This is a genomic window from Actinomadura sp. NTSP31, assembly GCF_041951385.1.
Classification (GTDB): domain Bacteria; phylum Actinomycetota; class Actinomycetes; order Streptosporangiales; family Streptosporangiaceae; genus Spirillospora; species Spirillospora napierensis.
Window position 1 is genome coordinate 70594 of sequence record NZ_JBGNUT010000013.1, and the last position, 12189, is coordinate 82782.

Here is a 12189-nt window from a genome sequence, read left to right on the forward strand (position 1 = left end):
CCCCCCTGGGCGACTACGCGACGCTGCGGGCGCCGCTCGAGAGGCGCTGGGCTATGTAGATCGGAATGATCGACAGGACGATCAGGGACGCGGCCAGGACGTTGACGACCGGGGCCTGGTTGGGGCGGAACAGGTTGTCGAAGATCCAGATCGGCAGCGTCTGCGAGCCCGGCCCGGCGGTGAACGTGGTCACGATGATCTCGTCGAAGGACAGCGCGAACGACAGCAGCCCGCCGGCGAGCAGCGCCGAGCGCAGGTTCGGGAGCGTGACGTACCAGAACGTCTGGAAGACGTCGGCGCCGAGGTCGGCGGACGCCTCCTCCAGGCTGGTGCCGGTGCGGCGCAGCCGGGCGAGCACGTTGTTGTAGATGGTGACGACGCAGAACGTGGCGTGCCCGACGATGACGGTGAACAGGCCGAGGCCGATGCCGAGCGGCTCCAGGACGACCTGGAAGGCGTTGCTGAGCGCGATGCCGGTGACGATGCCGGGCAGCGCGATCGGCAGCACCACGACCAGCGACACCGTCTCGCGGCCGAAGAAGCGGTAGCGGGCGACGGCGAACGCCGCCATGGTGCCGAGGACCATGGCGGCGGCGGTGGCGCCCACGCCGGCCTTCACGCTCGTCCAGACGGCCTGGCGGGCGCCCTCGTTGTCGAGGGCGTGCGCCCACCAGCGTCCGGTGAACCCGGTCGGCGGCCAGCCGAACGCCCGGTCGGCGTTGACGGAGTTGACCAGCACGACGAGCAGCGGCACGTAGACGACCGCGAGCCCGAGGATCATCACGGCGCGCAGGACGGTCCGCGCGGCGGGCGAGAGGGTCATCACAGCTCCCTGAGGGCGCCGGTGCGGCGGGCCGCGGCCAGGTAGACCAGCATGACCACGACCGGGACCGTGGCGACGGCGGCGGCGAACGGCAGGTTGTTGGCGGCGCCGATGTTGTCGTAGACGACGTTGCCGAGCAGCTGGCTCCGGCCGCCGACGATCTTGACGGTGATGTAGTCGCCGAGCGACAGCGAGAAGGTGAAGATCGACCCGGCGACCAGCGACGGGAACACCATCGGCAGCATGACGGAGCGGAACGTGCGCCACGGGCGGGCGCCGAGGTCGCCGGAGGCGTCCAGCAGCGAGTCCGGCAGCCGCTCCAGGCCCGTGTAGACGGGCAGGATCATGTAGGGCAGCCACAGGTAGGCCAGGACGATGATCGTGGCGGTGAGGCCGAATCCGGGCCCGGAGAGCCCGAACGGCTTGAGCACCTCGTCGATCAGCCCGCCCTGCGACAGCATCACCCGCCACGCGTACGCCTTGACGAGATAGGCCGCCCACAGCGGCGCCAGGATCGCGATGACGAGGTACGGCCGGTACCGGGGCCGCGCGACCTTCGCCATGTACAGCGCCATGGGGAGGCCGATGGCGGTGTCGATGACGGTGACGGCCGCCGCGACGCCGAGGCTGCGCAGCGCGATCGTCCGGTAGACGGGCTCGTCCCACATGTCCTGGAAGTTGGCCAGGGTGAACTGCCGGACGACCGCGCCGGTGAAGGTGTCGGTGGACCAGAACGCGGTGAGGAAGATCGCGGCCAGCGCGCCGAGGTAGGCCACCACCAGCCAGGCCAGCGGCGCCGACAGCAGCAGCGTCAGGCGCAGCCACGGCCGGCGGTGCAGCAGCGCCGCCGCCCGGCGCCGGGGACCCGGCGCCGGGCGGGCGGCGGCCTCGCCGGCGGTGGCGGCCGCCGGGGACGCGGTCATCCCTTGATCGCCGTCCATGCCTGCGTCCACTTGGAGTAGTCGACGCACTTGACGTCCTTGCGGCCGTCCAGACACTGCGCGATCGGGGTCGTCCAGAAGTGGATCTTGGAGAAGTAGGTCTCGTCGGTGGCGTGGAAGGTGTCGCAGAACTTCTTGTCCGCGGTCTCCTGGCAGGCCTTGGCGTTCGCCGGGGCCTCACCGAACCACTCGGCGACCTGCGCGTTCGCCTTGGGCGACACGATGTGGTTCATCCACTGGTAGGCGCAGTTCGGGTGCTCGGCCTTCGCCGCCACCATCCAGGTGTCCGACCAGCCGGTCGAGCCCTCCTTCGGGACGATCGCCTCCACCGGCGCCTTCGCCGCCTCCACGTAGTTCGTGATGACCTGCCAGGTCGTGCCGAGCACGGTGTCGCCGCTCTTGAACGACTGGACGGCCTTGGTGTAGTCGGACCAGTACTCGCCGACGAGGCCGCGCTGGGTCTTCAACAGCGCCACCGACGCGTCGAACTGCTTCTGGTCGAGCGCGTACGGGTTCTTGATGCCGAGTTCGGGGCGGGCCGACATCAGGTACAGCGCCGCGTCCGCGATGTAGATCGGCGAGTCGTAGGCGGTGATCTCGCCCTTGTACGGGGAGTTCTGGTCGAACACCGCACCCCACGAGTCGGGCGCCTGCTTCACCTTGTCGGTGCGCCACATCAGCAGGTTGGCGCCGCGGCCGTGCGGGATGCCGTAGGCCTTGCCGTTCACCGAGTTCCACGGCTTGTTCTTCAGGCCGGCGAAGATGTCGGCGTAGTTCGGCACGAGCGCGGTGTTGACCGGCGCGACGGCGCCGGACGCGATGAGCCGCAGCGACGCGTCACCGGACGCCGACACCGCGTCGTACTGCCCGGTCTTCATGAGCGCGACCATCTCGTCGGACGTGCCGGCGACCTTGGTGTTGACCTTGCAGCCGGTCTCCTTCTCGAACGGGTGGACCCAGTCGACCGACTTGTCGTTGGAGCCGTCCTCGGCGTACCCGGCCCAGGCGACCAGGTTGACCTGGCCCTCGCCCTTGCCGAGCGACTTCTGCATCGGGACGTCCGGCACCCGGAAGCCGCCCTGGCCGGCGCCGGTCGCCTTGTCTCCCGATTCGCCGCCGCAGCCGGCGGCGGTCAGTCCGATCGCCAGCGCCGCCGCGGCGGCGAGCGCCATGCGCGTGGACCACATGAGGAACTCCTCTTTAGTTGGGGGTTTTCGCGGGGGTTTCAGTGCTGGGTGCGGCGCCGGCGACCCGGAACTCGTGCGCCGCCTGCCAGCCGACGCGGACGCGGGCGCCGCGATGGCGGGTCACCTCCATCGAGGACGCCGCGAGGTTCTGCTGGAGCGCCACGATCCGGTCGCCCGACTCCAGGTCCACCACGAACCTCGTGACGGCGCCGGCGTAGACGACCTCGGCGACCGTGCCCTCGGCGTGCCGGTCCCCCGCCGGCCCGCCCGCCTCGCCGACCGGCGCGGCGCCGTCCCCGCCGTCCTCGCCGTCGCCGCCGAGGATGCGGACGTGCAGCTTCTCCGGCCGCACGCACACGTCCCCGATGCGGTTGGTCGTGCCGACGAACCCGGCCACGAACTCGGTCGCCGGGTGCTCGTACACCTCGGCGGGCGTGCCGACCTGCTGGACGCGCCCGCCGTCCAGGACCGCGATCCGGTCGCTGAGGGTCAGCGCCTCCTCCTGGTCGTGGGTGACGAACACGAAGGTGATGCCGGCGCGCCGCTGGATGGTCTTCAGCTCGACCTGCATCTCCTCGCGCAGCTTCAGGTCGAGGGCGCCGAGCGGCTCGTCCAGCAGCAGCACCTTCGGCTCGTTCACCAGCGCGCGGGCCAGCGCGACCCGCTGCCGCTGCCCGCCCGACAGCTCGGCGGGGCGGCGCGCCTCGAACCCGTCGAGGCGGACGCTGCGCAGCGCCTCGAGCGCCCGTTCACGGCGCTCGGCCTTCGCCACCTTGCGCACCTTCAGCCCGTACTCGACGTTGCGGAGCACGTCCAGGTGCGGGAACAGCGCGTAGTCCTGGAAGACGGTGTTGACGTCGCGGTCGAACGGGGCGAGGCCCGTCACGTCGCGGCCGGCCAGCTCGACCGTCCCGGACGTGGGGCGCTCGAACCCGGCGATGAGCCGCAGCACCGTGGTCTTCCCCGACCCCGAGGGTCCGAGCATCGAGAAGAACTCGCCGTCCCCGATGTCGAGGTCGACGCCCGCCACCGCCTCGACGGCGCCGAAGGTCTTGCGCAGATCGCGGATCCTCACCGCTGAAGCCGGCATGACCGAAAACATATGGAGTCATAGGTTTTAGTTCAAGTGACGATCCGGTATCACTGAGTCAACGCCGGGAGAGGGGGCCCATGGACGGTGCGGACCGCGCGCGCCTCGTCGTGTTCGCCCCCGTCGACAACACCGCGCGGGTCGCCGCCGTCGTGCGGCGGATCGGCGACGCCATCGCGCTCGGCCTCCTCGACGACGGTGAGCAGCTGCCCAGCGAGACCGACCTCGCCGGACATCTCGGCATATCGACCGTCACTCTACGCGAAGCGCTGATGGCCTTGCGTCAGCAGGGCCTCATCGAGACCCGCCGCGGCCGCGGCGGCGGCAGCTTCGTCCGCGCCCCCGCCCGCCCCTTCGACCTCGACCGGCGGCTCCGCCCGCTGTCCGCCGAGGAACTGCGCGACCTCGGCGACCACTATGCCGCCATCGCCGGCGCCGCCGCCCGGCTGGCCGCGCGCCGCTCGCTGCCCGGCGACGTCGACCGGCTGCGCCGCTCCCTGGCCGAGATGGCCGGCCCGGACGCCGGCCCGCGCCGGTGCCGGCTGGACGGGCGGCTGCACCTGGAGATCGCCGCCGCGTCCCAGTCCGTCCGGCTCACCCGCGAGGAGATCCGGCTGCAGGCCGACATCGGGCCGCTCATCTGGGCGGTGCACGGCGAGCCGGGCGCCCGCCGGACGGTGCACGCCCAGCACGCCCGGCTCGTCGACGCCGTCGAGCAGGGCGATGAGGACCGGGCCCGCGATGTCGCTGAAAGTCACGTCGCGAATGCGGTAGAACGTCTGATTGACCGACGGCTCGCCCTCTGACCACGAGGTGGACCCATGCCTCCCGAGTCACCGTCCGCCGGCGCCGCGGCGGCGCGTGTGCACGCGACCCTCGACGGCGTCTTCGGCACGGTCGCCGACGTGCGCGACGCGTCGGCGCGGCTGCTGCGGGCCGTCCGCGACGCCGGGCGCGCTCCGGCCCGCGCCGACCTCGCGGCGCTGCGCCCGCTGCTGCTCCCCCGGCTCGGCCCGCTGGTGTGCGGGCTGGGCTTCATCGCCGCGCCGCGGCTGCTCGCCGACGCCGCCTGGTACATGGAGTGGTGGCAGGCCGGCCCCGCCGGCCCGTCCCAGCTGCTGCGCGACCTGAACCCCGAGAGCAGCGCCCTGTACGACTACACCGCCTGGGACTGGTTCACCGGCCCCGAGGCCGGTGCGGAGAAGACCGTCTGCGGCCCCTACGTCGACTACCTGTGCAGCGACGAGTACGTCCTCACCCTCTCGGTCCCGGTCCGCGTCGGCGGCGCGTTCGCCGGCGTCGCCGCCGCCGACGTGTTCGCCCGCACCTTCGAGCACGAGATCGTCCCGGTGCTGCGCGAGATCCCCGCGCCCGCCTTCGTGGTGAACGCCCCGGGCCGCGTCATGGCGTCCAACACCGCGACCTGGACCCCCGGCACCGTCTACCGCGACCGCCCCGGCCACACCGCCCACCCGTGCGGCGACCTGTCCCTGAGCCTCATCACGGCGGCGTAGCTCGCTGCGGCGGCCTTCTAGTCCGCGTCCGGGAGGCCCAGGGCGAAGGCGGCGTCGAGGTCGTGTTTGGAGTAGGTGCGGAAGGCGATGTGGGTCTCGGTGCCGAGGACGCCGGGGACCTTGTTGACGCGGCCGGGGATCACGTCGTTGAGCTCCTCGTGGCGGCGGACGCGGACCATCGCCATCAGGTCGTGCTCGCCGGTGACCGAGTAGACCTCGCTGACGCCGTCCAGCGCGGCGATCGTCTCGGCCACCTCGTGGATGCGCGCGACGTCGGCCTTGACGAACACGATCGCTGTGACCACGGGACCCCTCCCCTGAGTTCGGACGTCCCGACTCTATCGGGGGTCAGGTCCGGCTCAGCGCGGCGAGGCGGCGGCCCTGGCCGGCGCGGCGGGCCAGCACCGCGAACAGCACGCCCGCGCAGAAGCCGTAGATGTGGGCGGTGTAGGCGACGCTGCTCTCCTCGTCGCCGAGCGAGAGCCACTGCAGGATGAACCAGTAGCCGAGCACGACCCAGACGGGCAGCCGCAGCACGATGATCGGCGGGACGTAGCTGACGACGCGGCCGCGCGGGTTGAGGATCACGTAGGCGCCCATCACCCCGGCGATGGCGCCGGACGCGCCGATGAGCGGCACCGTGGAGTCGGGCGAGGTCCAGGCGAAGCCGTAGACGGCGACGAGCCCGAACAGCAGGTAGCTGAGCAGGAAGCGCCATCGTCCGAGCCGGTCCTCGACGCCCATGCCGACGACGAACAGGAAGACCAGGTTGCCGAGCAGGTGCATCGGGCCCGAGTGCAGGAACATCGAGGTGAACGCGGAGGTCCACGGGGCCTTGTGGTAGCCGCCGGGCCCGCAGTGGTTGGTGACCTCGGTGGGCAGCGGCTGCCGGTCGCCGGTGGTGAGCTCCTTGGGGACGGCGCCGTACTGGTAGGTGAACTCGGCCGCCTTGCAGTCGCGGACGGCGCCCTTGCCGTACCAGGTGGCGAAGTTGGACATCGGGGTCAGCAGGAACACCACGACGTTCACCGCGATCAGCAGGTACGTCATCCACGGGACGCGCCGGGCGGGCTGGCTGTCGTAGAGAGGCAGGGCCATGCGGGGTCGTTCGTCCTCTCCGGGTACCGGTCGTCCCCGGTCACCTTAGTGGGCGCCCCGCACGACCGTGCTCCCCCGACCAACCGACACCCGACCGACCTCCCGGCTCGTGGCTCGCGTAGGCGTTGTCGATCCAGGCGCGCAGGCCCTCGGCGCCGTGCGCCGGGCACGTCCAGGCGCCGTCGACCTCGACCAGGCGGACGCCCGGCAGCGCGAGCCAGCGCAGCACGCACTCCATCTCCTCGGCGGTGGCGCCGGAGGACGGCGGCGCGCCGAGCGGCACGCCGCCGGGGGCGCCGCCGGACGGCGGGAAGACGGTCTCGGCGGTGGCGAGGAGGGCGTCGACGTAGGGGCGGGGGTGGGCGCGCGGCGGGACGGTCCCGGCCGCGGCGAGCCGCCCGTACCGGACGACCGACAGCTCCCAGCCGCCGTCGAAGCCGGGCCGGGCGGCGACCAGCTCGGGCAGCCGGGCGAGCGCGGCGAGGCGCTGGCCGCGGGCGGCGGCGCGGACGAACGCGGCGAGCCGGTCGCGCTGCGCGGCGGCCTCCTCGTAGCGCAGCTCGGCCGCGAGCCGGTCGATGCGGACCTGCGCGGCGGCCACGACGGGCCGCACGTCCCCCTCCATGATCGCGCGGGCGGTCTCGGCGTGCACGCCGTAGTCGTCCGGCGACTCGCGGCCGTCGCAGGGCGCGCCGCAGCGGCCGAGGTCGGCGAGCGCGCAGCTGCGGGCGCGGCCCCGCTCGACGATCCGGACGGTGAGTCGCTGGGTGCACTGGCGCAGCGGGACGGCCTCGTGCAGCGCCGCGCGGGCCTCCTCGGCCTGCCGCCGGGAGCCGATGGGGCCGAGGTAGCGGGCGCCGTCGTCGCGGCATTCGCGGACGATCGACAGCCGCGGGAACGGCTCGGCGGTCAGCTTCAGCCAGATGGCCCGCTCGGGGAACTTGGACCGCCGGTTGTAGCGGGGCTTGTGCTCGGCGATGAGGCGCAGCTCGCGGACCTCGGCCTCCAGGCCGGTGGCGCACACGATGGTCCGGACGTTCTCGGCGAGCCCGACCATCTCGCGGACGCGCGGGCGGGTCTCCGAGCCGGTGAAGTAGCTGCGCACGCGGGAGCGGAGGTCGCCGCTCTTGCCGACGTAGAGGACCTCGCCGGCGGCGTCCTCGAACAGGTAGACGCCGGGGGTGCTCGGCACGCCCTCGGCGAGGTGGCGCTTGCGGCGCTGCTCGGGGGTGGGGGCCTTGGCGAAGCCGCGCAGCTCCTCCAGGGAGGTGACGCCGAACGAGCCGAGCCGCTCGATCAGGCCGTGCAGGACCTCGACGGTGGCGCGGGCGTCGGCGAGGGCGCGGTGCGTCGGCTCGGTGCGGGTGCGGAAGAACCGGGCGAGGGTGCCGAGCTTGCAGTTGGGCACCTCGTCCTTGCCGAGGACGCGGCGCGCGAGGTCGACGGTGTCGACGACGGGGAACGCGGGCCAGGCGTACCCGCCCGCGGTGCAGGCGGCCTTGAGGAAGCCGATGTCGAACGGGGCGTTGTGCGCGACGAGCACGCTGCCGCGGGCGAACTCCAGGAACGCGGGCAGCACCGAGTCCATCCGGGGGGCGGCCGTCACCATCGCGGTGGTGATGCCGGTCAGCGCGGTGATGAACGGCGGGATCGGGCCGCCGGGGTCGACCAGCGTGCCGAGCTCGCCGAGCTCCACTCCGCCGCGCACCTTGACCGCGCCGATCTCGGTGATGGCCGAGTCGGCCGCCGAGCCGCCCGTGGTCTCCAGGTCGACCACCACGAAGGTGACCTCCGCCAGCGGGGTGCCGAGGTCGTCCAGAGTGCCCTGAACCGCCCGGATCTGCCGCTGGGCCTCGTGCGCAGCCGTCATGCCGGCGACCGTAGAGCACGCCACCGACAGAAGTCGGGGCCGCTAGGGTTGGGGGCGCGCCGGCACGTCCCGCCGGGCGGGGGCCGCGGGGGACGGCTCGGGGGGGCATGGCGCGTTCCGTCCGATCGCCCGTTCGCGCTGGTTAGGGTGCGCGGCGCTCGGGAAGAGACAGCCCACCGGCGGCGCAGCCCGGAAGGAGCGGGATCATCGACAGCGGCCCCGAAGCGAGCCCCGGCGGCCCGGAGTCCGGGCGGCGCGCGGGCCCTCCCGGCGGGCCGCCTCCCGGGCGGCCGCTCTCCCGGCCGCTTCCGGAGCCGGTCCGGCTGAGCGTGGTGGAGGCCGCCGCCGAGCTGATCGGCGCGCTGCCGCCGGACGAGGTGCCGGTGCCGCTGCGCCGGTTCGCGCGGTTCGAGCGGCGCAAGCGGGCCAAGCTCGCGGGGCAGCACATCGCGGCGGTGCTGGAGAAGGACCCCGGCTTCCGGCGGCGGGTGGCCGAGCCGCTGCGCGAGGCGCAGCCCGACCTGGTCGAGGCGGTGGAGGGCGGGGACGTGCCGCCGGCCGCCGACCCCGTCCGGGTCGCGGTGCTGGCCTACCTGCTGCGCCCGGACGGCTGGGCGGAGCTGGTCGAGGCGGCCCGCGCGGAGCTGGAGCGCTCGGCGACGGCGTCGGAGGAGGAGGCCGCCGAGCGGCGGGTGGCGGCGCTGAAGGAGGAGCTGGCCGCCGCGCGGGCGGCGCGCGCCTCCGAGGTCGACAAGCTGCGCGCGGAGCTGCGCGACACCAAGGCGGAGGTCGCCGAGCTGCGCCGCAAGCTGCACGACGCGCGGACGCGGTACCGGGCCGCGCAGGAGCGCGCCGAGACGCTCGCGGCCGACACCGACCGGGAGCTGGCGGCGGCGCGGGAGGGCGCGGCGACGGCCGACAAGGAGCTGCGCCGGCTGCGGTCGCGGGCGGCGCAGGCGGAGGCCGCGGCGGAGGCGGCCAAGCGGGCGGCGCGCGAGGGCCGCAACGTCGACGACATGCGGCTGCGGCTGCTGCTGGACGCGCTGGTGGACGCGGCGCAGGGGGTGCGGCGGGAGCTGGCGCTGCCGTCCACGATCGCCCGTCCGGCGGACGCGGTGGGCGCGCTGGAGCCGGACCGGCTGGCGCACCGGGTGCTGCCCGGCCGGGCGCTGTCGGACAGCGACCCGCAGCTGCTGGACCGGCTGCTGACGCTGCCGCAGGTGCACCTGGTGGTCGACGGCTACAACGTGACGAAGACGGGCTACGGGGAGCTGCCGCTGTCGGACCAGCGGACCCGGCTGGTGTCGGGGCTCGGCGGGCTCGCGGCGCAGACCCGCGCCGAGGTGACGTGCGTGTTCGACGGCGCGGAGCTGGACGCGCCGGTGGCCATCTCGGCGCCGCGCGGGGTGCGGGTGCTGTTCAGCCGGCCGGGCCAGACGGCCGACGAGCTGATCGGCGAGCTGGTGCGGGCCGAGCCGGTGGGCCGGGCGGTGGTGGTGGTCTCCTCCGACCGCGAGGTGGCGGACGCGGCGCGCCGCGCGAACGCGCGGCCCTGCCCGTCGACGCTGCTGCTGCGCCGGCTCGGCAGGTCGTGAGGGCGGCCGGGAGGTCTCCCGGCCGGGTCGTCCGCGGGTGGGATTCTCCCCCCGCGAGCTCGCCGGTCATGCGCTGAGTGATCTTGCAATCACACAATGTGTACAAAACAGGTGGAAGTCAATCAGATAGTGACGAATTAGTTGTGACGGTTGTGGCCCCTCGCTAATGTCGTCCGCTGACGTAGTGGACGAGAGGGGCGAATCCGACCGTGGCCAATGATCTCATCGGGGAACCAGCGCACTCGCGCGACCGGAGAGCCGGCTCGACGGGGATAGGGGTCACCCGCCGCCTGGCGGTCACCGCCTGCCTGGCGGCCACCGCTTCCTTCGCGTTTCCGCAAGTGGTGGCCTACGCCAAGCCGAAGCCCACCCACGCGCAGGCGCAGAAGAAGCTCGACCAGCTCAACGAGGAGATGGACAAGAAGGTCGAGCAGTACAACCAGAACAACGAGAAGCTGAAGATCGCCAAGAAGAAGCTGGCGGCGGCCAAGAAGGCCTCCACGCTGGAGCAGGCCTCCTTCGACAAGCAGCGCTCGGCGATCGCCCAGATGGCCGCGGACGCCTACAAGAACGGCGACTCCACGGACGTGACCGGGTTCGTCGGCAGCGGCGATCCGCAGTCCGTCCTGGACCAGGCCGCGGTCTTCACCCAGCTCTCGCAGCAGCGCAGCTCGCAGCTCACCCAGTTCCTGGCGACCGCGCAGCGGCTGCGCCGCGAGCAGTCGCAGGCGCAGAGCGCCTACGACGACGTCAAGAGCAAGCACGACGAGATCGCCAAGCAGAAGCAGGACCTCGACAAGAAGGTCCGGGAGGCCAAGAAGCTGGTCCAGCAGACCGGCGGCGGCACCTCCTCCGGCGGTGCGAGCGGCGGGACGGGCGGCACCTACAACGGCCCGGCCAGCGGCTCGGCCCGGACGGCGCTCAACTTCGCCTACGCCCAGCTGGGCAAGCCGTACTCCTACGGCGCGACCGGCCCAGGCTCCTACGACTGCTCGGGCCTCACCATGAAGGCGTGGGCGGCGGCGGGCGTCAACATCACCCGCACCACCAACTCCCAGTGGGCGGCCGTCAAGCACGTGTCCCAGAGCAACCTCCAGCCCGGTGACCTGGTGTTCTTCAGCGGGCTCTCGCACGTCGGCATGTACGTCGGCGGCGGCAAGTTCATCCACGCCCCGCACACGGGCGACGTCGTGAAGATCAGCTCGCTGTCGGGCTACTACACGTCGAACTTCTACGGCGCGGGACGCCCCTGACGATCTTCTGAACGGGCGCCGGCGCGGGCCCGTTCGCTCCCCCGACGACAACGGACCAGGGCTGACCTGGTCCGTTGTTGATTTTGTGGGGGTTTGCCTTCTGTTGGGGCTTTGGTACCTTGTCACCACTCACGGCGCCCACCAGGCGCCATGGTCACGCGGCGCCCTCCAGACGCCGCGGCCCCGCGCGGCGCACTTCGGTGGCCGCGCACCGGGCGACGCGCCCCACGCGCCGTCCCCCAGGGCGGCACGACCCACGCGTCGCCCCGCGGCACCGGGAGAGCGTGCCGCACCGGTCTCCACCGAGACCCGGCCGGCCCGGCCCACCGTGCGCACGCCGGCAGCGTGCATGGCGCTGAGAGCGCGCCACGGCGGTCCACAGAGGGCTCCGGCCCGGGCGGTCCCCAGGACAAGGGGCCGCCGCCATCACAACATCAGCGCCGCTCTTTCGCACGCGGGACAAAGGGTCCCGCGCCCGGGCCCCATGACGCCCTCAGGATCGCAGCGGCAGCGCCGAGTCCGCGCAGACGGCGCGGAGCCGGGGACCCATATCCACCGGAAGTCCGGAGCATCGTCCGGACGGGCATTTCCGGTACCGGGGTGAATCGGCGAGCCTCTTCCCGCACGATCGGTGAGGGCCGCCGTAGGGCCACTTCCACGCCCGAACCCGTCAGCTAACCCGGTAGGCGTCTGGAAGAAGGAGTGAATTCTGTCCACCTACCCTCAGCAGAACGCCCCGCCGCGGCCGGATGACGGGCCCTTAAGGGCCTCCTAGCCGAACGGCGAAGTCTCTCCGGGCGCGGCGGGGCGTTCTGCTG

The 12189-nt window shown here is 72.9% G+C and carries 11 protein-coding genes and 1 riboswitch; of the genes, 4 read left to right on the forward strand and 7 right to left on the reverse strand.

Going from position 1 to position 12189, the window contains the following annotated elements:
• Nucleotides 1–13 precede the first annotated feature (13 nt).
• From ACA514_RS22555 to ACA514_RS22570, 4 genes are read right to left on the reverse strand one after another with little or no spacing between them, the layout of a single operon-like run.
• Nucleotides 14–823 (reverse strand): ABC transporter permease, encoded by an 810-nt coding sequence (locus ACA514_RS22555; protein ID WP_375043187.1) that lies wholly within the window; start codon nucleotides 821–823, stop codon nucleotides 14–16.
• Nucleotides 823–1764 (reverse strand): ABC transporter permease, encoded by a 942-nt coding sequence (locus ACA514_RS22560; RefSeq protein ID WP_375043188.1) that lies wholly within the window; start codon nucleotides 1762–1764, stop codon nucleotides 823–825. Before ACA514_RS22560 ends, ACA514_RS22555 begins: the two co-directional genes overlap by 1 nt.
• Nucleotides 1743–2951 (reverse strand): ABC transporter substrate-binding protein, encoded by a 1209-nt coding sequence (locus tag ACA514_RS22565; RefSeq protein WP_375043189.1) that lies wholly within the window; start codon nucleotides 2949–2951, stop codon nucleotides 1743–1745. The genes ACA514_RS22560 and ACA514_RS22565 overlap by 22 nt, the downstream gene beginning before the upstream one ends.
• A 13-nt stretch (nucleotides 2952–2964) precedes the next feature.
• Nucleotides 2965–4041 carry an ABC transporter ATP-binding protein gene (locus ACA514_RS22570; RefSeq protein ID WP_375043190.1) on the reverse strand — a complete coding sequence of 359 codons (1077 nt, stop codon included), beginning with the start codon at nucleotides 4039–4041 and terminating at the stop codon, nucleotides 2965–2967.
• Between the two features lie 80 nt (nucleotides 4042–4121).
• Between ACA514_RS22570 and ACA514_RS22575 the strand changes: the two genes are divergently transcribed.
• Nucleotides 4122–4847 carry a FadR/GntR family transcriptional regulator gene (locus tag ACA514_RS22575; RefSeq protein ID WP_375043191.1) on the forward strand — a complete coding sequence of 242 codons (726 nt, stop codon included), beginning with the start codon at nucleotides 4122–4124 and terminating at the stop codon, nucleotides 4845–4847.
• 15 nt (nucleotides 4848–4862) lie between these two features.
• Nucleotides 4863–5555, forward strand: coding sequence for a hypothetical protein (locus tag ACA514_RS22580; protein WP_375043192.1), 693 nt, complete (start codon nucleotides 4863–4865; stop codon nucleotides 5553–5555).
• Between the two features lie 17 nt (nucleotides 5556–5572).
• On the opposite strand, the gene ACA514_RS22585 is transcribed toward ACA514_RS22580, so the two are convergent.
• From ACA514_RS22585 to ACA514_RS22595, 3 genes are read right to left on the reverse strand one after another with little or no spacing between them, the layout of a single operon-like run.
• Entirely contained in the window at nucleotides 5573–5860 is a 288-nt protein-coding gene (locus tag ACA514_RS22585; protein ID WP_375043193.1) for an Lrp/AsnC family transcriptional regulator, read from the reverse strand.
• Between the two features lie 43 nt (nucleotides 5861–5903).
• Complete coding sequence (locus ACA514_RS22590) at nucleotides 5904–6653, reverse strand: rhomboid family intramembrane serine protease (protein WP_375043194.1); 750 nt, start codon at nucleotides 6651–6653, stop codon at nucleotides 5904–5906.
• Nucleotides 6654–6693: 40 nt separating this feature from the next.
• Entirely contained in the window at nucleotides 6694–8523 is a 1830-nt protein-coding gene (locus ACA514_RS22595; RefSeq protein WP_375043195.1) for a DEDD exonuclease domain-containing protein, read from the reverse strand.
• Between the two features lie 329 nt (nucleotides 8524–8852).
• Here ACA514_RS22595 and ACA514_RS22600 point away from each other — a divergent pair, with 329 nt between their 5' ends.
• A complete protein-coding gene (locus ACA514_RS22600; protein WP_375043196.1) occupies nucleotides 8853–10118 on the forward strand; it encodes an NYN domain-containing protein in 1266 nt (421 codons plus the stop codon).
• Nucleotides 10119–10459: 341 nt separating this feature from the next.
• Entirely contained in the window at nucleotides 10460–11371 is a 912-nt protein-coding gene (locus ACA514_RS22605; protein WP_375043197.1) for an NlpC/P60 family protein, read from the forward strand.
• 501 nt (nucleotides 11372–11872) lie between these two features.
• Nucleotides 11873–12075: riboswitch (cyclic di-AMP (ydaO/yuaA leader) on the forward strand.
• The last annotated feature ends 114 nt before the right edge of the window (nucleotides 12076–12189 follow it).